Source organism: Rodentibacter haemolyticus (genome assembly GCF_015356115.1).
GTDB lineage: Bacteria > Pseudomonadota > Gammaproteobacteria > Enterobacterales > Pasteurellaceae > Rodentibacter > Rodentibacter haemolyticus.
Genome location: NZ_CP063056.1, coordinates 2390679 through 2413821, shown reverse-complemented (window position 1 = coordinate 2413821; position 23143 = coordinate 2390679). Strand labels below are relative to the sequence as shown.

Below are 23143 nucleotides of genomic sequence, written 5' to 3'. Positions count from 1 at the left end.
TTTATTCTCCTTTGGCTGTAACCAGATAATCGACTAAAGTAGCAGGTGTCATAATTTGATTCGGATCGAGTGTTCCTACCGGCAAAATTTGTTCGACTTCAGCAATAACCGTTTTTGCCGCAAGTGCCATCAAAGGATTAAAATTCCTCTCTGCACCTTGATAAATTAAATTACCGCTTTCATCGGCAAGATAGGCTTTCAAAATTGCTAAATCTGCCTGCAACGGCATTTCTAATAAGTAGTCCACGCCATTAATTTGGACTTTTTGTTTTCCTTCCTCAACGGCAGTACCAACACCTGTTGGAGTAAGCACACCGCCTAACCCGGCACCAAAAGTTCGGATACGTTCAGCAAAAGTCCCTTGTGGAACCAACTCAACTTCAATTTCTCCTGAAATCATTTTTTTTCCTGTTTCAGGATTTGTACCAATATGTGATGCAATTACCTTTTTTACACGATTATTGGTAATTAAAGGTCCAACTCCTGTGTCGATTGTGGCAGTATCACTGCAAATAAGAGTAATATCCTTAATGTGAGAATCTAAAATCGCCTGAACTAATAGTGCCGGTGTGCCAACCCCCATAAAGCCACCGGACATAATAGTCATACCATCAAATAGATGATGTTTAATTTCAGAAAGCGTAATATGTTTAGACATAATGACATCTCCAAATATTGATAAAAAGAATTTATAGAAACCTACTCATTTTGAGATAGGTAACGAGGTAAATCTAGCAATAAACCGAAAAGAAAGGAAATATCAAATTTTTAGTATGGTATAAATATAATTTATAGTCTGCTAAAATAAAGATTACGTAAAAGTGCGGTCAAAAATAGGAGAGTTTTATGGATATCAAACATCTGCGTTATTTCATTTCAATTGTTGACAACGGCTTCAATCTAAGCCGTGCCTCACAACATCTCTACATTTCACAGCCTGCCCTAAGTATTATGATAAATGAATTTGAACAACGGGAAGGGATTGCCTTATTTAAGCGTTCACAAGGAAAAATTGCAGGGCTGACTTACATAGGTGAAAACTATTATCGTGATGCCAAAGATATTTTGAAAAGATATCATGATATGCATACGAATCTACATCATATTAGTAAAGAAATTAATGGGCATATTCGTATAGGTATTCCGCCATTAATCTTATCTATGCTATTTTCTGAGGTAATACCAAGTTTAATCTTAGATAATCCTAATATTCGGTTTAGTGTTCAAGAAACAGGGGCTTTTGTTTTAAAAAGTGAATTATTGCTGGATAAAATTGATTTTGCAGTCCTGCTTTATCCTGAGAAAATTCCTAGAACATTGATTGATTCTTTTGAAATCCATGCTTCGGAACTATCAGTCTTTTTTTCACCACGACACCGTTTAGCACAAAAAGAAATATTAACTTGGCAAGATCTTAATCATGAAAAGATGGTGTTATTTGATCAATCTTTTATGATTCATCATTTATTAAAAGAAGCCTTTGAACGTTATAACATTTATCCTCAAATTATTACGCAGTCCAGCTCGTGGGATTATTTATTAAGTGCTGTAAAATCAAATTCCGAATTACTTACGATTTTGCCCCTACCTATTGCCGAACAATTCCCTTCAACAGAGTTTATTTGCCGCCGTATTGAGGAGCCAATAAAATGGAAAGTAACGCTTTGTCGTCTGAAAAAAAGTAATTATAGCCAAATAGAAGATCATATTTTAGATATGTTATTAAGAAAATTCGAGGGCGCGAAATATGCTATAAAATCATAGTTCAAATAGTCATAAAGTAGCAATGGCTTCTTGTAAACTGACGATTGTTTTATCCCCCCCTGAAAAAAGATGAAAAACCAATACATTATTTGTTATCGGTTTGATGACAAAAATATTTGATTAAATTCACCTTAAAACATAAAAAAACCTTCCCGACGAGGAAGGCTTTTATTCTATGGCTCAAAATCTTACGATTTTTCAACCGCGCTTTCCGGCTTATTCTCCGTATTATTTGAATAAGCGGCTTGCGACATTCTCGGTTCCTCCCAACCTGAAGGCGGGGTAACCGGTTCTCGGTTCATTAATTGTTTAATTTGTACTTCTTCGATTGTTTCATATTTCACTAACGCATCTTTCATTGCGTGTAAAATATCCATATTGTCGACAAGTATCTGTCTTGCACGCTCATAGTTTCGTGTAACGATCGCACGAATCTCTTCATCTATGACATGTGCGGTTTCATCCGACATATGTTTTGCTTTCGCCATGGAACGACCTAAGAACACTTCCCCTTCATCTTCAGAATAGAGAATTGGACCGAGTTTGTCGGAGAATCCCCATTGAGTCACCATATTGCGCGCAATATTGGTTGCCACTTTAATATCATTTGATGCGCCGGTAGAAATATTTTCTTCACCGTAAATCAAATCTTCGGCCAAACGCCCCGCATAAAGGGTTGAAAGTTTACTTTCCAATTGTTTTTGACTGATACTAACTTGATCACCTTCCGGCAGGAAGAAAGTGACACCCAATGCACGACCACGAGGAATAATCGTCACTTTATGTACAGGATCATGTTCAGGAACTAAATACCCTACAATTGCATGACCTGCCTCATGATAAGCGGTAGATTCTTTTTGTTTCTCCGTCATAATCATTGTGCGACGTTCAGGCCCCATATTGATTTTGTCTTTCGCTTTTTCAAACTCAAGCATCGAAACGGTACGTTTATTATTGCGGGCAGCAAATAATGCCGCTTCATTAACTAAGTTTGCTAAATCCGCTCCGGAATAACCCGGTGTTCCGCGCGCCAAGGTCATGGCATCGACATCATCAGCCAATGGCACTTTACGCATATGTACCCGTAAAATTTGCTCACGCCCCTTCACATCAGGAAGTCCGACCACAACTTGGCGGTCAAAACGCCCCGGACGCGTTAAAGCCGGGTCTAATACGTCCGGACGGTTAGTCGCAGCAATGACAATCACGCCGTCATTCCCGCCGAAGCCATCCATTTCAACAAGCATTTGGTTAAGCGTTTGTTCACGTTCGTCATGACCACCACCTAAACCGGCTCCACGTTGGCGACCTACCGCATCAATTTCATCAATAAAAATCAAACAAGGTGCATTTTTCTTCGCTTGTTCAAACATATCACGAACACGAGAAGCCCCAACCCCGACAAACATTTCCACAAAGTCAGAACCCGAAATGGTGAAAAATGGTACTTTCGCCTCGCCCGCTATCGCTTTTGCTAACAAGGTTTTACCGGTACCCGGAGGCCCTACCATCAAAATACCTTTAGGAATTTTACCGCCTAAGTTTTGGAATTTGCTTGGATCACGCAAGAAATCAACGATTTCACCCACTTCTTCTTTCGCTTCATCACAACCTGCGACATCGGCAAAAGTTACTTTGATTTGATCTTGACTTAACATTTTGGCTCGGCTTTTCCCGAAGCTCATGGCTTTACCGCCACCGCCTTGCATTTGACGCATAAAGAAGATCCACACGCCCACAAGGAATAACATTGGGAACCAAGAAATTAAAATTTGTGAAATAAAGCTACGTTTTTCAAACGGTGTACCTTCTACTTTCACTTTTTTACTCAATAAATCATCAAGTAATTTCTTGTCTTCCAATGGCGGCATCACGGTCATATATTTTGAGCCGTCATTTTTTGTTACCGTAATTTCATTGGTATCAAAACGCGCCTCCTTCACTTGACCATTGCTTACATCATAAACAAAGGTCGTGTAATCGGTTGAGTTTTCCACCGAAGAAGAATTGAAACTCTGATAAGCCGTCATCATAACAACCGCTACCACAATCCAGAGTACCAAATTTTTGACCATATCGTTCAAAGTCTAACCTGCCTTTTCTAAGTTAATAAAATTGTCACAAGATACTATATATTGTCAATGATGAAAAGCTATCAAAGCAATTAGCCTTTATAGCCTGTCGCAACAATATAAACCTCACGTGAACGCCCACGTGAAGCCTCCGGTTTACGCACTTTTACGACATTAAAAAGAGAACGGATCTCTTTTAAATATTCATCAAAGCCTTCACCTTGGAATACCTTCACCACAAAACCGCCTTTCGTTGCCAACACTTGTTTGCACATATCTAAGGCGAGCTCCACCAAATACATTGCACGTGGAATATCCACCGAAGGCATACCGCTGAAATTCGGCGCCATATCGGACATCACCACATCTACTTTATCTTCGCCTACACGTGCTAAAAGTGCATTTAGCACATTTTCATCACGAAAATCACCTTGTAAAAAATCAACACCGACAATCGGATCCATTTCTAAAATATCGCAAGCAATGACACGCCCCCTACCACCAATTTGGCTTACCACATACTGCGACCACCCCCCCGGTGCTGCACCAAGATCAACGATTGTCATACCGGGTTTGAATAATCTATCCGTTTGTTGAATTTCATCCAGTTTAAAATAAGCACGAGAACGCAATTTTTGCTTATGTGCTTTTTGCACGAACGGATCTTTAAAATGTTCGTTTAACCAACGAGAAGAACTCGCCGAACGTTTTTTCTTTCCCATAATTTCTATCTTTTGTATTATTTTTGTAGGCGTTTCGCCTATATTTGGGTACAATCTGCCGAATTCAAGACTTGTAGAGTCTAAAACACTAAAAACTTTGTTTTTTCTGACCGCTCTTTTTTATTATTCGTATTTATTTTTATAGGATTCCTTATGACAACCTTATCAACCAAACAAAAACAATTTTTAAAAGGTCTTGCACATCATCTAAACCCAGTGGTTATGCTTGGCGGTAACGGCTTAACCGAAGGGGTTCTAGCCGAAATTGAAAACGCCCTTGATCATCACGAACTGATCAAAGTAAAAATCGCAGGTGCCGATCGTGAAACAAAACAATTAATTATTGATGCCATTGTACGCGAAACCAATGCGGCTCAAGTTCAAACCATCGGTCATGTTTTGGTGCTTTATCGCCCAACAGAAGAAGCAAAAATTCAACTTCCCCGTAAGTAATCTGAAAAGTGCGGTTAAAATTCAAAGAGATTTTACGCTATTATGTGGCCGTTGCACAACGGTGTTGAAATCGGCTAAAAGCCATATTCAAATTTTATGCCTTTCCTCGCGGAAGGTATTTCTTTTCCTTTAAATTTTACCGAGGACACTGCTATTTTCACACTATATTTACTTTTTTCGACATAATAAATTTGCTCAACCATTATTTTGGGGTAGGCTATCCATTTTAACCTTCTAAACTCTATCGCAGTCTATGTTGCTGGTAGTAATTCATTTATTCTTCTAGTTACTTAAAGTAGTTTTGTGAAATTTATGCCCATTTATCGAATCTGCCAGAAAATCTCAAACACCAAACTTTCCTGCATTGTTTGATGAATTTTTCCCTTCAACTCTTTCAACAGTTGTAATTCCTGTTCGGCAATTTCATCTTGTACATCGTCTAATTCGTTACGGGCTTTGCGAAGCTGTTTGCGGAGTTTTGCTACATCTTCTTGTAACTGAATTTGTAATTCAATATCATCTGTTAACACCAATTCCTTTTCTTTGCTACGCATTGCCTCTTTAAGTTTGCTAATTAAATCTTCAGCAGCTTGCATTTGATCTTTTGCCCAAGTATTAATCCGCACACTTTCAGATTTTAACAATGCATCATTTTCCGCCTTAATGCGGGCTCTTTCCTTATCAACCTGCTCTTTCACTAAATCCGCAAAAACAAGCGGTGGTTTTCTAATAGAATTTTGCAAATCGGCTGAAAGTGAAAAGAGCTTTTGTGCAAATTCTTTATCTAACAAATTACCTTGCTCATCACATACGGTAAAAACTAACGACTCTTGACTTTCTGCATTTGACTCCACATTGATTTTATCCAAACGCAGCCAGCCAGATTTACCTTGATACTGTTCTAACAAACTGATTTTTTCAGGGAAATTGGTGTAATCAAAAACCAAAGTGGCATTTGGCGTATAAGTATTTAATGCTTCATTGATACACCATTGCCCAAGCGGTTGATTTAAGCGATATTCATAACCTTGTAACGTTGTGGTATGTGCTTTGCGTGGCAATAAATACCGCCCAATTGATACTCCACCAAGCGGTGCGTTTTCGAGTAAAAAATACCAATCTTTTTGATTAAATTGAGCTTTGCCATTTAGTGCAAATTGTGTTACGCCCCAAACCCACTGCTCCATTGCGTTTAAACGGTCTTCAGTCATCACTTTGAGCCGTTCTAGCACTGACTGGTCAAAACTTGTTACCAATACATCTTTAGTTTCTTGCACTCTCCCTTCAATTTCATCGGCAAATTGTGCTTGCAACTGATCAAATGCGGCCTGAATTTCGTTTTCCGTGCGGCAAGTCGCATAAATATTCGCAATTTGATTTTCAATATCCACGCCAGATTCAATCCGCCCCAAAACTTCATCAGAAGCACCTAACACACCTTGAAACAACTTAAATTTCTCCGTGAGTAGTTCCAAAACACGTTGATCGGCAAGATTGCGTTTGTTTAAGAAATTAATCACCACGACATCAAATTTTTGTCCATAACGATGGCAACGTCCGATCCGCTGCTCTACTCGCTGCGGATTCCACGGTAAATCATAGTTAATCAATAGTGAACAAAATTGCAGGTTTACCCCTTCGCTGGCGGCTTCGGTGGCAATCATAATTTGTGCCTTTTCTTTGAAATGCTCAATCAATGCCGAACGTTTATCCACGTCTGCCGAGCCAGTGATTTTTGCCGTATCTTGATAGCGTGCGAGCCAATCTTGATAAATCGTCACAGAATTCGGATCGTTGTTGGTGCCGCTAAACAAAACCACATTATCGGCATAGCCGTTTTGCGTTAAAAAATCAAACAGATATTTCTGCGTACGCACCGATTCAGTGAAAATAATCGCTTTTGGGCTTGCCCCAAATTTTTCCATTTCGGCAAAACCGGTTTGAAGTGCGGTCAATAAAGCGAGAATTTTGCTGTCTTGCTGCAAACCTTCCGCCAAACGGATAAAGCCCCTAATTTCGGCAATTTCAGCCGACAAAGCAGCTTGATTTAATTCATCACCAACAGAAATTTCTGTTTCTTCCGCTTCCAATTCATCGGCTTCCACATCGTCTGCGGTTAATTCTTCACCCTCCAATAATGCTTCAATTTCGCTCAATAGCTCGTCTTGATTTTGCTCTAGCTGCTGTAAATGTTGAAGCCTTGTCAAAATCGCTTTTAACGTACCAAGAACTGCTTGCGGGCTAGAAGCCAAGAGTTTTCGCAAAATCAAGGCAGTTAAATGTTTATGCCGTTTTGGCAAGGCATAACTACTTTCTTTGCGTAAAAATTCAGAGATTTGCTCATAAAGGGCAAACTCTGCTGTGGTGGGCATAAATTCTTGCGTGATGGTTTTGCGTTTAGTATAACGCACATATTCCAACACATTTTTCCGCAGCGTACGCTTAATAAAGGTTGCCATTCGGCTTTTCAATTCAGGCAAATTACCACGGCGGACAAATTCCCGTTGGAAAAATTTACGATCACCGAAAATATGTTCATCAAGCAGCGTGGATAAACCATAAAGCTCCATTAACGAATTTTGCAGTGGCGTGGCGGTTAGCAATAATTTCCGCTTGCCACTAAAGGCTTTACGTATTGCCTGCCCCATTTTATTGTCGGTTTTATAGGCATTACGCATTTTGTGAGCCTCATCAATCACGACAAAATGCCAATCAAACTGCTTGAAAATCGCCCACTCTTTGGCGGCGTATTGGTGAGATACAATCAACACCTTTCGCCCGCTCTGCTCTTTGCAAAAATTCAGTAATTTCGCACCGCTTGTCCCTTTCATAGCTTGGTTTACCACGGTTTTATCCACCACTAAAGTCGGTAAATCAAACTTTTCATACAGCTCATTCGCCCATTGTTTACGCAAAATCGCAGGGCAAACAATCAGTAAATCCCGCTTCCGCTCCGCCCACATTTGGCACAACACAAGCCCTGCTTCAATGGTTTTCCCCAAACCCACTTCATCGGCAAGCAAAACACCTTCTTGCAGTGGATTTTTCAAAGCAAACAACGCCGCATCAATTTGGTGTGGATTGAGATCCACCTTGGCATCAAACAACGATTGAGAAAGGCGGTTATCATCTGTGCGGCGGCAAATCAATTCATTGGCAAAATAACGTGCGTGATAGGGGGTGATGTTCATTTTTTATTTCATCCGTTCAAACAATTGTTCCAAATAATCTTCATTTTCCATAAAAAGAATATTCCTTTCGGCTAATTCTTCCATCGTTTTATTCATATTGGTCCACTCTTTATATTTTGTGGTTGGTAAAATAAAACTATTTAAAATCAAATTCGGGTCGTTGATTTTTTCTTGCAAAATTTTGACTTCTTGAGATAAACCGAATTTTGGATCAGTTAGATCCATTATTTTAACCCCTTTAGGGTCGATAAAATTCAGCCATTGTTTACCGCTTTGATGATCCACCACCCACAGCAAAAAATCAGGATAAAAATTACCCGCCAAGGCAAAGCCCAAACCTTTCTCTTTACGATCGGAATTTCGCATTAAATAAAGAGAACGCCCTCTTAAGTAAGCGGTCAGTTTTCCAGTATTTTCTGCATTTTGTAAATCCAGCACAAACTGCCGCTCGCTTGGAGCATTGATTGGTAAAGGCGAAAGTTTAATCGGGAAATCTTGTGTGCTTTTTTCTAAATGCAACAGAGGCGTAAATAAATGCGGTTTAAAGCAGATCATTGTTAAGCCATTGAATGGTAATTGCTTGTGTTGCTCAAAGGCTTCATCAATTTTGTGCTGTCGAATTAAATCGGATAAAACTTCCAATTTTTTCACCGCACTTTCACGGTTATATACTGCTGGATCTTCTTGCAATTCAAATTGATACTTATCCAACATTGATCCATTTTCTTCCGTAACATAAGCGGTTTCAAAAAATTGATTTTCGTAAGCGGCTTTTAAGCGGTTGTAAAACTGCTCCGTATAGATTTTTAGCAACTCAATTAAAATTTCTTGCTGCTTTGCAATATCGGCAAAAGATTGAACCGCAACAAAAGATTGTGGCGCATACAGGCAATACCAATCTTTATTTGCCGTTACAAAATCTTTCAATCCCTCAAGGCTGACCTGCAAATTCGACCAAGTGCGACTCATTTTGTATTCTTGAATGGCAAGTAAATGCTATCCCAATCAAAAAAAGCAACCGCTTGCGGATTCAGTTTTACTTCAAGGCGTTCATCATTCGGGGATTTGCGAATACCCGTTGTGCTTAACGCCTCCAACTTCGGGTAAAGATCCATCACGGCTAAAATCGGCTTAATTTTGCCCTGATATTTGCTCGGAATCCGATAAAGCTCCGCCCGCTCTTGGCGTTTAAAGCCCATTTTTTGATTATCTTTGTAACCTTCTTTTAAACGTAACGTTTTAAGCTGCACGTTTTTCGGTAAGGTTTTTGCCACCGCAAATTCCACTTGCAAGGTTTCTTCCGTATTCACGCCCTCTTCTTGCAAATATTCACGGAATTTCTGCATATAATCGGCTTTAATACCGAATACATTTAAGGTTTCCAGCTTATCCAGCCCTAAGCCTTTTGGTGGTTTAACCGTGCGTTTTAAGGAAAAATCCTCCCCTTTTAGCCGCACGCCACGCCCGAATAGCTGAATAATTTGCGAACCTTCGCCCTTGCCCATATTGAGCAAGCCCATTGTCGAAACCCGCCAGCTCGACCATCCTTCGGTAAATTTGCGTGAGCCAATCAACAAGTTAATCGAGCTTTCTTTTTGATTGATAGTGCGGAATAAGCTGTTTGAAAATTCATCTTGGCTAAAATGCAAATTGGGATATTTTTCCAGTTCTTTCATCAAGGCTGAACTATCGCCAATATTAATCACGCCAAATACTGGCGAATTTCCGACACTCAACGCCACTTCGCCCGCCTCTTTTTTAATATTGCTTAATTGCAAGGTTTGATTACTTTCCGCATTAAAGATTTTTTGCAAAATATCCAAATAAAGCCCGTCAATATTGCCTTTCCATTCGTTTAAATAATGGAAACGATGCTTAAAAATTGCATTGCCTTTGTTATCTAATAACGTGGTTTTATCCTCGACAAATTCCTCAAGCCAAATGCCAATTTGTGTGCGATTTTTCGGATTTAAGAAAAAGGAAAAGAGCTTAATCACTTGCAAAATATCACTATCATCGGTATTTACCGTATTGCCGACAAAAATCCATAATGGTTTTTCTAAATTGTAAGCGGTCAGTTTTAGTTGATTTTTTGCAAAAAGATATTGTTGTTGATAAAACGACAATAAACAAGCGGTAAAATATTTGCGTAAATTTTCCGTATTGTCATAATCTTCCGCTTTCATATTGAGAATTAAGCTCTCTTTACCGTAGCCATCTTGATAGAAAAATTTATAGGAATAATCAAATAACACACATTTGGCATAACTTTCAAAGACCGACATTTGCCGTGCCTGTTTTAATTCCTCAAAACTTAACGGAATAGATTTAACCTGTTTTGTCGGCAATTTTTCGGGCAATAATTTATTCTTTTTCTTTTGCAGTTCATATTGCATATCGGCAACGGTTTTGCGATCTTTTGCCGCCTGTCCAAAGGTGGCGGAATACTCAAACGCAAAGCCCTCCACTCCCACCAATTTTTGGCGGCGTACCAACCATTCATTGCCCGATGATCCCCGATGCCCTTCGTCCACCAGCACCAATTTATTCATTGAGGAAAAACTTTCCACCGCAACAGTGCTTTCTCCGTCTTTATCGGCAAGTTTGCTGATTTCAATCACTTGAATATCGCTAAATAAATCGCTTGTCTGAATGCCTTTATTTTTATCAAACATTACCGCCGAAAAATTGAACTGATAAAATTCGTCTAAATGCTGACGGGATAGCCCTTCATTAGGTGTAATTACAAAAACGGTTAAATCTTTTTTATTTTTCGCATAATGATAATATTGCAGAATATTAACGTGCATTAACAAGGTTTTACCGCTGCCTGCCGCATTCCAAAAAGCGATTTTATTTAAATCCTCTTTTTGATAGGGCTGAAATTCAGGGGCGTCTTTATCTAGACTTAAATGTAGGCTTAATTGTTCGTTGAGTTCGTTTAATAATTGCTCTTGATGGTTAAAATAATAATCCAGATAAATTTCACTAAATAATAGTGAAAGATATTGGAAATATTTTAAATTTAAAATATGCCCTTCGGTTTTATTGCGTTGTGCAGTAATTTTTTGCCAATGTTGCACGATATTTAAATCATAACGGCGTAAATCATCCGCAGGGATTTTATCAGTATGAAACAACTGCCATTGCAAAGCGTGGAAAAAATTGGTTTGCCCATCTTTGCCAATACCTTCATTATCGCCTAGCCGTTGTTTAAATTGAGCAAGATCTTGTTGGTTAAAGAGGGATAATACCCATTGGTTTAAAATTAAATCTTGGTGGAAAGTGCGTTTCATCATATTTTCCGTTATTTAATATTATTTGTATTATGAATATTGTAGGGACGCACTGCGTGCGTCCGTAATATTTTCTGTTTTTGGTTATTTTATGTTTTTTCGGACGCACGCAGTGCGTCCCTACCTTTATTAAATACATTGATTTAATTATTTTACTCAAACATCCTTTCCAAAAACTCGCTTTCAATCGACCGCACTTTTAAGGTTTTTACCATATCGTCATTATCGGCAAATACCGTTGGGATATTGTGATCGCCATTGATATAAATTAAATCAAATTCACTATCGCCGGCTTTAATTGCACGGCTTTCTAAATAACGGTTTAATTCGTCATAACCGATTTTTTCGCAATCCCGCCATAAAATTAAGATTTTTTCGCCATTCGACATTTTACCGACAACACTTACAATGCCTTTCTCTCGGTTGTCATCAATTTGTTCTACCCGTAAACCGATTAAATAGTTAAAGGTTTCCACTAAATCAATACGCTGTGCTTGATAGCTACCTGCGGAATGGCTAGCAATATTGAGTTTGTAATCAAACGGCTTTTGGAAATCTTGGGTATTTAACAGACTGCCACGGCTTTCTACATCGAGCATATAATGCAATAAATAATCGTCTTGTACGTTATTAGGGAAATAATCAAATGAACTTTGCCCAACCTTTTTCAGCTCAAGGTTATTTAGCGTGTCTTCATAGCTTTCTAATTTCAACACTTTGACAATTTGAGAAACGCCGCCAAAGCTGCCTGAATTATCCGCTTGTGGTTTGCCGTCTTTCCAATTTTTGGCGAAAATCACTTTTTGCACACGAGGTTTTAATACCGTGTCAAAATATTCGCCTTGTTCCACAAGGATATATTTGCGTTTGCCTTTGTCTTCTCGGTTGAGATTGATGACAGCGTGGGCGGTTGTGCCAGAGCCTGCGAAGTAATCGAGAATTACACTATTCTTAACTGAGTTTAGAACTTTCAAACTATCTTTTACTGCATAAATAGATTTTGGATATGAAAAAGAATTCACATTACCCATAATATCTTTTAATAAATTTGTTCCTTGTGCTGTTGATGAATATTCTTTTTTATCCCATATAGTTAAAGGCAGTACACCTTGTTCATTCATTCTTGATTTGATATATATTGTGTAATTTCCTTTTACATCTTTTCTAACACAAGCATCACTCTGCATTTTTAAAAATCGTTCAATACCCCATTTCCATCTTCTTTTTACATTTCTATCATCAATTGGATATACTATAACTTCATTATCTTTAGTATTTTCCAAAATACTATAATTTCCATTTTCTTTATTAAATTCCATTTTAGGAATTCTAAATGATAAATCAGACATATTTATGAAAATTGGATAATACATTGATGGAGCATCTTCCCTTACACCTCCGTGTTTTCTAAAATTAACCCATTCAAAATATCCTAAACTATCGTATTCTTTATAACGAGCAGTTTGTTCCTCTGTTCTACTTAATCTTCCAATTTGAACACTAGAATTTAATGAATGATATAATGCATATTCATGGCTAATTGAAAGTCCTGTAGTTGTAGATCTTCCTGAAGGATTATTTTTAATTGAAATACTACCTAAAAAATTATTATTAAATATCCCATCAAGTAATTGTTTAGATCTATGATATTCAAAATCATCAATTGTAAAACAATGTAATCCATCATTTTTCAAAAACCTTTTAGAAATAGAAACTCTATTTTCAATTAAACTTAACCAACTTGAATGTTTATATCCATTTTTATAAATAATTTCAGAAGCTGAAGTATTATAAGGCGGATCAATATAAATACATTTTACCTGTTCTTTATATCGTTCCTGCAATAAATTTAAGGCTTGGAAATTATCGGAATGAATCAGCAAACCATCGGTTTGTTCATCTAAGTTTTCAATTTCTTTTAATACTTTGGCTTGAAATGCGGCATCAAAAAGCGAGGTATCCACCACCAAGTGCGGTTGGTTTTCGCAAAGTTCTTTTTGATTTAAACCGCTTGCATCGAAATTAAATAAGATTTTCCATTTTTCCAGCTGTTTTGGATTTTGTAGGGCTTGTTCGATTAAGTCTTCCGATAAATGATCTAGCGTAATTAAATAATGGCAGCCTGCGACAAATTTCTTTTTCAGCCATAATTTTTTTTGAAAATCCTCTAATTGGGCTAAAAAAGCAATAATTTCTTGCCCAATGGTTTTTAAGGTTTTGATTAAATTTAAGTTTTGTTCAATGGTTGAAAATGTCGTTTCTTGCTGAATATCATCTAAATTCATTACTTCGTTTTTAATATAGAAATCCAGCTCTTGATTTAAAAATTTGCCTAAGTTTTTATGAATAAAATAATCGGTGCTATTTTTGGTGGTGTAATCTTGCAGATATTTTTTAACGAATGTACGTTGTGGATCTTTTTCCGTTGGAATTAAATCAAAAAGTTGCGAGAAATCTTGATGTTGAAAGGCAAATTTTTGTAAAAAACCGACCGCTTGATCGATATAATCCGCCTGTTTCTCTTTTTTATTTACCGCTTTATATTCAAAGCGGATAATCAATTCATCATCCAATTCTTCAATCGGTAAAATATCCGCTTGAATTTCATCTCCGTTTTCATCTAATTCAATTTTAATTTGCGGTTCGGCAAGGGCAAATAAACGGGTTTGATCACCGTCTTTGCGGTTATCTTTGGCGACATCGGCTTCAATTAAGCGGAATTGCACCTTTTTTCCGCTCGGCAAATAAAAAGCGTAATTGCTAAAATTTTCGCCCGATTTGGTGTAATACTGGTCTTTATTCGCCCAGTGCAACATCACTTCTTCACCCGCATAGGGGATAGCGTAGGTATCGCCCTTATAACGGCGTTGGCTAATAAAATCGCCGTTGTCGTAGTAGCGGGAAAAGAAGGTGTATAAATGGTTATAGACGGCAGTTTCTTGGTTGAAATCGGCAATCGCAGTTCGGATTTTATTCGGAAGTGTTTTTTCTAAAAATTGCTGAATTTCAGCGGAACGGGAATTGAGTATGCGGTAGATCCCAAAATCGAGATCCGGTTGGTTTATTTGAAAAATTTCCTTGAGTTTAGTGATAAGTTGTGCAAGTGCTGTGCTGTGCTGTGCTGTGCTGTGCTGTGCTGTGCTGTGCTGTGCTGTGCATTATGATGTTCCTTTGAAAATAAATGTCAAACAAATTTTACTAAAATCCGCACTACTTATAAATAGACAAAATCCTTGTGATAATCAAATGCACAAGGATATTCGTAAAATTTAGTTAAGCTGTCTCTGTACGAGTGCTACATAATAGCGGAATTTTTTTAATAATTAAACATAATTGACTTCAATAATTTCAAACTCAACTGCACCGCCCGGAGTTGTAATATTTACCGTATCGTCTAATTCTTTCCCAATCAAACCGCGTGCAATCGGTGAATTAACGGAAATCAAACCGGATTTAATATCCGCTTCATCATCTCCCACGATCTGATAGGTCACTTCTTCTTCCGTATCGACATTTACTAAAACCACCGTCGCACCAAAAATAACTTTTCCATTATTCGGCATTTTAGTGACATCAATAATCTGGCTATTTGCTAATTTTCCTTCAATTTCCTGAATACGCCCTTCACAGAAGCCTTGCTGCTCGCGAGCCGCATGATATTCCGCATTTTCTTTTAGATCGCCATGCTCGCGTGCTTCGGCAATCGCCTTAATAATTTCCGGACGGCGTACATTTTTTAAAAAATCTAATTCTTCTCTTAACTGTTCTGCACCGCGAACCGTCATTGGGATTTGTTTCATAGAATGTTTTCCTCAAAATTTAGTCAAAAGAAAACCACGGCAAAATCCAAGATTTTGCCGCAGTCAAATAAAATAGATTGAAATGAGAAAAATGATTTACTCTCACTTAGTCGATGGCTATTATTGTTCGTCTGAAAAAAAATAGCAACCGATAACCTGAAAATATGACAAAATTATCTTCAATTTCAACCGCACTTCGTACCCTTTTTCTTTCACTTAGTCTTTCAATTCCTGCTGTTGCAGAAGTAGATATCGTTCCTTTGACCCGCTTACTACCGGAAGGTGCAAGCGCGGGTGTTATTGCCAAAAACTTAAATCAAAATAACATCATTGCCGATTATCGTGGCGATATATTTATGCTTCCGGCAAGTACGCAAAAAGTATTCACTGCCGTTGCGGCAAAATTAGTTTTGGGAGATGAATTTAAATTTGAAACCGCCCTTTTAACGAACGGCAAAATTCAAAATAATGTATTAGACGGTAATTTGATTATACGCTTCACCGGTGATCCGAATCTCACCAGCGGTCAACTTTATGGTTTATTAGCTGAACTAAAAAAGCAAGGCATTAACAAAATTAACGGCAATTTGGTATTAGATACTTCCGTTTTCTCCAGCCATGATCGCGGTTTGGGTTGGATTTGGAATGATTTAACAATGTGCTTCAATTCCCCTCCCTCAGCCGCCAATATCGACAACAACTGTTTTTATGCGGAACTGGATGCAAATCAAACACCGGGAGAAATGGTAAAAATTAATGTACCGGCACAATTCCCTATTCAAGTGTTCGGGCAAGTTTATGTTGCAGACGCAAAAGAAGCGCCATATTGCCAGTTGGATGTCGTAGTGCACGATAACAATCGCTACCAAGTAAAAGGCTGCCTTGCACGCCAATCCAAACCTTTCGGTTTAAGTTTTGCGGTGCAAGATCCTGATGCCTATGCCGCTGCTATCGTACAACGTCAATTAAAACGCCTAGGCATTGAATTTGACGGAAAAGTTTTGCAACCACAAAAACCACAGCAAGGGCAACTAATCGCACAACATTTTTCTAAACCTTTACCTGATTTATTGAAAAAAATGATGAAAAAATCCGATAACCAAATTGCCGATGCTTTATTCCGCGCTATCGCCTACCATTATTATAAACGCCCGGCATCCTTCCAACTTGGCACTTTGGCGGTAAAATCCGTATTGCAAAAACAAGGCATTAAATTCGGTAACAGCATTTTAGCAGATGGCTCCGGGCTTTCACGCCATAACTTAGTCGCACCGAAAACAATGCTTTCCGTCTTAGAATATATTGCAAAAAACGAAGACAAATTACGCTTAATGGAAACCTTCCCTATCGCCGGTGTAGACGGCACGATTAGCGGACGCGGCGGTTTAATCAATCCCCCCTTGGTAAAAAATGTCATCGCCAAAACAGGCTCACTAAAAGGCGTTTATAACTTAGCCGGCTTTATGACCAATGCACGAGGTGAAAAAGTCGCTTTTGTTCAATTTATTAACGGCTACTCTACCGGTGATCTCGAAAGTAAAACCAAACGTGCACCGTTAGTGCAGTTTGAAAGCGGTTTGTATAATGAAATCTACAAAGATTAATGAGGAAAAATCACAATAAAAACGACCGCACTTTAATTCATTCTCAAAACGATAAAGTGCGGTCATTTCCAAAAAAGTGTTGTGAGTCGGTCGATAAGCCGAGTTCTGTCGTGGACAATCATTCCTCTAGGCGACGGATTACTCCGCCGCTCAAGCAACCTACCCGAACTCTGAACGGGCCATTCATTGAGTTCCTATTTGGTCTTGCTACGAGTGGAGTTTACCCTGCTGCCAATCGTTACCGACGGCACGGTGCGCTCTTACCGCACCCTTTCACCCTTACCGTTTACACGGCGGTCTGCTCTCTGTTGCACTGGTCGTAGGCTCACGCCTCCCGGACGTTATCCGGCACTCTGCCCTGTGTAGCTCGGACTTTCCTCTCGTTTACTTGTCCCACTAGGTCGTATTACTACGGTTAAGGGCTTCAATAAACCAGCGATTGTCTAACCGACTCGGCGCGTAGTATAGGGATTAATGAAAGTGCGGTCAAATTTTCATTCGTATTTTTCTTTTCTTTCGTTAAAATAAACGCAATTTCACGGTATTGTAGCTCTTACACAAATCATCGTAGGGTGTCGTTAGGCGAAGCCATAACGCACCAACAAATGAAATGGTGCCTTACGCAAAGCTCAACGCCCCCTCCCCAATAAATATTGGGTATAAAATTCGCTTTGTGCAACAGCGACATAATACCGAAATTTCAACCGCACTTTAGGTATAAATGATGAATTATTTACAAATCGCCCGCGATACCCTTTCTGTTGAAAGCCGCGCCTTAACACAATTAAGCCAGCGTTTAGATGAAGACTTCAACAAAGTAGTAGAACTCATTCTAGCTTGCCAAGGCCGTGTTGTTATCGGCGGCATCGGCAAATCAGGCTTAATCGGAAAGAAAATAGTCGCCACCTTGGCTTCCACCGGTACGCCAAGTTTCTTTTTACATCCCACAGAGGCCTTTCACGGTGATCTGGGTATGCTAAAGCCGATAGATATTGTGATGTTGATTTCCTACAGTGGTGAAACTGATGATGTCAACAAACTTATCCCAAGTCTTAAAAATTTCGGCAACAAAATCATTGCCGTTACCAGCAATAAAAACTCAACCCTCGCCCGCCACGCAGATTACGTGCTGGATATTACCGTTGAACGTGAAGTTTGTCCAAACAATCTTGCCCCAACCACATCAGCCCTTGTTACGCTCGCACTTGGCGATGCCCTAGCGGTTGCGTTAATCACCGCACGAAACTTCCAACCGGCAGACTTCGCTAAATTCCACCCGGGTGGCAGCCTTGGTCGCCGTTTATTGTGCAGAGTAAAAGATCAAATGCAAACCCGCTTACCAATCATTCAACCGACAACAGGCTTTACGGATTGTTTAAGTGTAATGAATGAAGGAAGAATGGGCGTTGCATTAGTGATGGAAAACCAACAACTCAAAGGCATTATCACCGATGGTGATATTCGCCGTGCCTTAGCCGCCAATGGCGCAGAAACATTAAATAAAACGGCACAAGATTTTATGACCAAATCACCAAAAACCATTCACCAAAATGAATTTTTGGCGAAAGCGGAAGACTTTATGAAATCCCAAAAAATCCATTCCCTTGTGGTCGTGAATGATGAAAATCACATTGTGGGTTTAGTGGAATTTTCAAGCTAAGGAGCAATAATGCAACAAAAACTCAAAAATATTAAATTCGTCATCACCGATGTGGACGGTGTACTGACAGACGGCTTGCTCCACTATAATGCCAATGGTGAAGCGATCAAAAGTTTTCATGTTCGCGATGGGTTAGGTATAAAAATGCTAATGGACGCCGGTATTCAAGTCGCCGTTCTCTCCGGCAGAGATTCCGATATCTTACGCCGCCGAATTGCGGATCTTGGCATTAAATTGTTTTTTCTCGGGAAACTCGAAAAAGAAACCGCCTGTTTTGACTTAATAAAACAGGCCGGCGTTACCGCAGACCAAACCGCTTATATCGGCGATGACAGTGTAGATCTCCCCGCATTTGCCGTATGCGGACTTTCTTTCGCCGTAGCAGATGCGCCCCTTTATGTAAAAAATGCGGCAGACTATGTGCTTTCTTTAGGCGGTGGAAGAGGTGCATTCCGTGAAATGTCCGATATGATTCTAACCGCACAAGAAAAATCCGCCGTATTTAACAGCGCACAGGGATTTTTAAAATCAGTGAAGAATATGGGGCAATAACGCTAAAATATGTTTTCACGATATGTTCTCGTTGGAATCTGTAATACGCTGCTCACAACAATTATCATATTTGGACTAACGGCAAGTCAGTTTAATGTGTATATTGCGAATGCGATTGGTTATGCGGCAGGGATTTTATGTAGTTTTCTACTTAACTCAATATTTACATTCTCCCGCCCGGCAAATGCAGCAAATTTTTCCCGATTTTTAGCCGTATCATTGATTTGCTATATTCTCAATATGAAGATGATCTACATTGTATTAATGATTTTCCCCTCAAGGCTCTATTTATCCCAATTACTGGGAATGATCATTTATACTATTACCGGGTTTTACTTAAATAAACATTGGGCATTAAAGAAATAAACCACTCATAAAAATTGCTGAGAATAAAAATGGACAAACAAACAAACAAACAAACAAACAAACAAACAAACAAACAAACAAACAAACAAACAAACAAACAAACAAACAAACAAACAAAGTTTAGCGATAATTATTCCTTGTTACAATGAATCTGAAGTTTTTCCTACCAGCTTAGAACAACTCCGTAAGATTTTAATTGAACTCATCGACACGAAACAAATTGCGCCCAATAGTTATTTACTCTTTGTTGATGACGGCAGTACCGATAACACTTGGGAATGTATTCAAAGTGCGGTCAAAAATTTCCCCGATTTCGTTTATGGATTAAAGCTTTCCCGTAATTGCGGGCATCAATCCGCATTGCTTGCCGGCATTCAGCAAGTAGATACCGATATATCCATTAGCATTGACGCCGATTTACAAGATGATATCCAAGCTATTCCACAAATGGTGCAGGCTTATCAGCAAGGTGCAGAAATTGTATACGGTGTCCGAGCCGAACGTCATACCGATACATTATTCAAAAGGTTTTCAGCCAAAATATTTTACAAATTAATGACCTTAATGGGCGTAGAACAAATAGAAAATCACGCTGATTTTCGTCTGCTCGGCAAACAAGCCAGAGCCGCGCTTCTACAATATTCCGAACATAATCTTTATTTGCGCGGCATTATCCCAAAACTCGGTTTTCCCAGCACCCAAGTGTATTACAAACGCATTTCACGTCAGCAAGGCGAATCCAAATATCCGCTGAAGAAAATGCTATCCCTTGCATTAGAAGGCATCACATCTTTCACCATAACCCCCTTACGCCTGATTTCAATATTAGGGCTTCTTATCTGCCTTGTAACCATATTTGTCACCTGTTACGTATTATGGGCAAAATTTAGCGGTAATGTTATCAGCGGTTGGACATCCGTTATCCTTGCTATTTTCTTTTTTGGCGGCGTTCAATTACTTAGTCTTGGCGTGATTGGTGAATATATCGGCAAGATTTATCTGGAAAGCAAAAAACGGCCGAAATATTTTATTGAACATTCAAACTTAGAAGAAAAATATGGAGATAAAAATGCATAACATCCTAAAAAATAACTTAAATTTATGGGGGATTTATACTCTCATCACTTTATTAGTGTTACTCAGTACAGGGCAACTCTCTCATATTTATGTAGAACATGACGATTGGCACTATATGACTACTTGGCTGAGTTATCTTGATACCACAGACACCCCGTTTAATCGTATGTTGATGGAAGGACGTTGGATAAATTATCTTTGGTCATTTGTCGCTCAAAAACTTTCTATTGAACAAAATTATTTTCTCTTTTTAGGATTATATAATTTATTTTGTTGGGGAATCGCCTGCCTTTTAACTTCTTCACGCTACCAACTGCTTATCGCCTTTGCACTATTTTTTATGCCCCAATTCGGGCAATTATCTTTATGGCCAGCAACACTTACTCCGATGCTTATCATTGGGATTATTATTGTCCTTATGGCGCATTATAAAATCAAAGAGTATTACTTCATCATTCCCTTTATCACATTGATGTTAAGCTATCCTCCACTTTTAGCATTTTTATTACCCATACTCGCTTATCAGTATCAAAGCCCTAAAAGTGCGGTCAAATTTGTCGCTATTTTTTGTATAAGTTACCTACTTGGCGTGTTACTTATGTATACACTAAACGGTTACTACCACAACTATTTTGGCATTAAAATTGCAGAAAGTCGTTCTCCTAATCCATTAAATTCAGGTGTTGCCTTAGAAGAAAATCTCTCTCGATTATGGAAATTTTATACAGAAAGTTTTTGGCGAAACCTCGTCCCACTCGTTTTCGCATTCTTTTTGAGTTTTTGGTTAAACTCAAAACATATTCTAAAAATAGGATTAATCGCATTATTTTTATTTATTCAGGAAAGCTCACTTATCCTCTATACCGGCGTAGATATTCCGGAACGTTCGCAAATGTGGACTTGGATTAGCTTTATTCTCATAGCGCTACCCCTATTACAACAAAGTAAATGGAAATTATGGATAGGCATTGCCTACTTAGGTTATCTTGTTTTATCAGGTGCCTATTTTTGGAGCACTCACTACATTTCTTTCCAAAAATATGCAAATTTTGAGTATTATTTATCAGGAATGACTCAGCTACACCACCGCCGTCAAATTCTTTTATGCGGACAATTTCAACGTATTGAAGGACAGCGTTACAAGGCATTACAACCAATCAGTCTCATTTTAAGCATCTACAAACGGACTGAAGTTCAACTGATTCCCGTAAGAGGAAATATATGCAAACAAACGGATCAAGTAGGATTTTACCGCTCCGGCGATTATTTAATTTATCAATTAGATTATTAGTTTTATAAGGTTTTGAAGGCTCACTACTTTTAAAAAACAAAGAAAATAAAACACAGCATCTCAAGTTGCAGTGAAAGTGCGGTTAAATTTCCCAACGTTTTTTCTATTAAAAAAGGCTGTAAACACAGCCTTTCTTCTTTTAACTTATCATTTCACTTCTCTAAACAAAATCTCGCTTGGAATCACAGAACCTTGCCAGTAAAGCTCGGTGGAAACTTTTTCTGCGAGTTGCAAGAAGGCTTGGGCGATTTCACTTTCCGGTGCGGCAATAATGGTTGGATTACCGCTATCCAGATCTTCTCGAATGCGAATGTGTAATGGCAAATGTGCCAGCACTTTTACATTATATTTTTCCGCCATTTTTTCTGCGCCGCCGGTTCCGAAAATCGCTTCGTGATGACCACAGTTGCTACAAATGTGCATTGACATATTTTCTACAATACCAAGCACCGGTACGGAAACTCGTTCAAACATAGAGATGCCTTTTACCGCATCAAGCAAGGCAATATCTTGCGGCGTTGTTACCACAATAGCGCCTGTTACCGGAATTTGTTGGGACAAGGTAAGTTGAATGTCACCGGTTCCCGGAGGCATATCAATGACCAAATAATCCAAACTATCCCACAATGTTTCATTAAGCAATTGACTTAACGCACTGCTCGCCATTGGGCCCCGCCAGATAGTCGCATTTTCTTCATCCATTAAAAAACCGATGGAATTGGCTGATAATCCGTGCGCTTTGATTGGGGTAATATGTTGATTATCCGGTGATGTCGGGCGCTGATGTGGCGCACCCAACATATGCGGAATAGAAGGGCCGTAAATATCGGCATCCAAAATCCCTACCCGTGCCCCCTGTGCTTGAAGTGCCAGAGCAAGGTTCACCGAGACACTGGATTTGCCCACGCCGCCTTTACCGGAAGTAACGGCGATAATATTTTTCACCCCTTTTACTGCCGGTTGATTATTCGCCCGTTTTAATGTGGCGATTTGATAATTCACCGCCCATTTGATTGATTTACAATCCGCCGCTTTCAATAAGTTATCGGATATCATTTGTTTAAGTAGTTCAACACCGCTATTCCAAGCGAAAGGTAACTGCAATTCAATACGCAAGGTTTCACCACCTTTTTCCACTTTTTTTAAGGTGTTGAGCGCAATCAAATCTTTTTGCAGGCTCGGATGTTGAAATTGTTGAATGACTTGTTGAATTTGATTTTGTTGTTCAGAGCTAAGGTTGTCGGAAAAATAGGTTGCCATAAGACCTTCCAATTTAAAATATTAAGTAGAGTAAA

15 protein-coding genes, 1 other RNA gene and 1 pseudogene are annotated in these 23143 nt (G+C 38.9%); 8 read left to right on the top strand and 9 right to left on the bottom strand.

Features of this window, described 5'->3' with window-relative positions:
- Window position 1: 1 nt before the first annotated feature.
- Window positions 2-658, bottom strand: coding sequence for an acetate CoA-transferase subunit alpha (gene atoD, locus IHV77_RS11445; RefSeq protein WP_194812068.1), 657 nt, complete (start codon window positions 656-658; stop codon window positions 2-4).
- A 188-nt stretch (window positions 659-846) separates the two neighbouring features.
- Between atoD and IHV77_RS11440 the strand changes: the two genes are divergently transcribed.
- Entirely contained in the window at window positions 847-1764 is a 918-nt protein-coding gene (locus tag IHV77_RS11440) for a LysR family transcriptional regulator (protein WP_194812067.1), read from the top strand.
- A gap of 188 nt (window positions 1765-1952) precedes the next feature.
- On the opposite strand, the gene ftsH is transcribed toward IHV77_RS11440, so the two are convergent.
- Window positions 1953-3839, bottom strand: coding sequence for an ATP-dependent zinc metalloprotease FtsH (gene ftsH, locus IHV77_RS11435; RefSeq protein WP_194813294.1), 1887 nt, complete (start codon window positions 3837-3839; stop codon window positions 1953-1955).
- A gap of 89 nt (window positions 3840-3928) precedes the next feature.
- Entirely contained in the window at window positions 3929-4558 is a 630-nt protein-coding gene (rlmE, locus tag IHV77_RS11430) for a 23S rRNA (uridine(2552)-2'-O)-methyltransferase RlmE (RefSeq protein ID WP_194812066.1), read from the bottom strand.
- Between the two features lie 153 nt (window positions 4559-4711).
- Here rlmE and yhbY point away from each other — a divergent pair, with 153 nt between their 5' ends.
- Window positions 4712-5011: a ribosome assembly RNA-binding protein YhbY gene (gene yhbY / locus IHV77_RS11425; protein ID WP_194812065.1), complete on the top strand. Its 300-nt coding sequence runs from the start codon at window positions 4712-4714 to the stop codon at window positions 5009-5011.
- 320 nt (window positions 5012-5331) lie between these two features.
- Here the strand turns inward: yhbY and IHV77_RS11420 are convergent, their stop codons facing one another.
- The 4 genes and pseudogenes from IHV77_RS11420 to greA form a co-directional block, all read right to left on the bottom strand.
- Window positions 5332-8202 carry an SNF2-related protein gene (locus IHV77_RS11420; protein ID WP_194812064.1) on the bottom strand — a complete coding sequence of 957 codons (2871 nt, stop codon included), beginning with the start codon at window positions 8200-8202 and terminating at the stop codon, window positions 5332-5334.
- A 3-nt stretch (window positions 8203-8205) separates the two neighbouring features.
- Window positions 8206-11498, bottom strand: a pseudogene (locus IHV77_RS11415) (DEAD/DEAH box helicase family protein).
- 152 nt (window positions 11499-11650) lie between these two features.
- On the bottom strand, window positions 11651-14314 hold the full coding sequence (locus IHV77_RS11410) for a site-specific DNA-methyltransferase (RefSeq protein WP_228550061.1): 2664 nt from the start codon (window positions 14312-14314) through the stop codon (window positions 11651-11653).
- Window positions 14315-14821: 507 nt separating this feature from the next.
- Window positions 14822-15298: a transcription elongation factor GreA gene (gene greA / locus IHV77_RS11405; RefSeq protein ID WP_194812063.1), complete on the bottom strand. Its 477-nt coding sequence runs from the start codon at window positions 15296-15298 to the stop codon at window positions 14822-14824.
- A gap of 164 nt (window positions 15299-15462) precedes the next feature.
- Here greA and dacB point away from each other — a divergent pair, with 164 nt between their 5' ends.
- A complete protein-coding gene (dacB, locus tag IHV77_RS11400) occupies window positions 15463-16902 on the top strand; it encodes a serine-type D-Ala-D-Ala carboxypeptidase (RefSeq protein ID WP_194812062.1) in 1440 nt (479 codons plus the stop codon).
- Between the two features lie 78 nt (window positions 16903-16980).
- Here dacB and rnpB read toward each other — a convergent pair.
- Window positions 16981-17357, bottom strand: an RNA gene (rnpB, locus tag IHV77_RS11395) — RNase P RNA component class A.
- A gap of 269 nt (window positions 17358-17626) precedes the next feature.
- Between rnpB and IHV77_RS11390 the strand changes: the two genes are divergently transcribed.
- The 5 genes from IHV77_RS11390 to IHV77_RS11370 all read left to right on the top strand — a co-directional run bounded on the left by IHV77_RS11390 (window position 17627) and on the right by IHV77_RS11370 (window position 21848).
- The gene (locus IHV77_RS11390; RefSeq protein ID WP_194813292.1) at window positions 17627-18562 is read left to right on the top strand and encodes a KpsF/GutQ family sugar isomerase; all 936 of its coding nucleotides are present in this window, start codon (window positions 17627-17629) and stop codon (window positions 18560-18562) included.
- A gap of 9 nt (window positions 18563-18571) precedes the next feature.
- Window positions 18572-19114, top strand: coding sequence for a KdsC family phosphatase (locus IHV77_RS11385; RefSeq protein WP_194812061.1), 543 nt, complete (start codon window positions 18572-18574; stop codon window positions 19112-19114).
- Between the two features lie 9 nt (window positions 19115-19123).
- Window positions 19124-19480, top strand: a complete 357-nt coding sequence (locus IHV77_RS11380) for a GtrA family protein (RefSeq protein WP_194812060.1) — start codon at window positions 19124-19126, stop codon at window positions 19478-19480.
- A 126-nt stretch (window positions 19481-19606) separates the two neighbouring features.
- Window positions 19607-20557: a glycosyltransferase family 2 protein gene (locus IHV77_RS11375; RefSeq protein WP_194813291.1), complete on the top strand. Its 951-nt coding sequence runs from the start codon at window positions 19607-19609 to the stop codon at window positions 20555-20557.
- On the top strand, window positions 20550-21848 hold the full coding sequence (locus IHV77_RS11370; RefSeq protein ID WP_194812059.1) for a hypothetical protein: 1299 nt from the start codon (window positions 20550-20552) through the stop codon (window positions 21846-21848). The genes IHV77_RS11375 and IHV77_RS11370 overlap by 8 nt, the downstream gene beginning before the upstream one ends.
- Window positions 21849-21995: 147 nt before the next feature.
- Here the strand turns inward: IHV77_RS11370 and apbC are convergent, their stop codons facing one another.
- Window positions 21996-23108 (bottom strand): iron-sulfur cluster carrier protein ApbC, encoded by a 1113-nt coding sequence (gene apbC, locus IHV77_RS11365; RefSeq protein ID WP_194812058.1) that lies wholly within the window; start codon window positions 23106-23108, stop codon window positions 21996-21998.
- Between the last annotated feature and the right edge of the window lie 35 nt (window positions 23109-23143).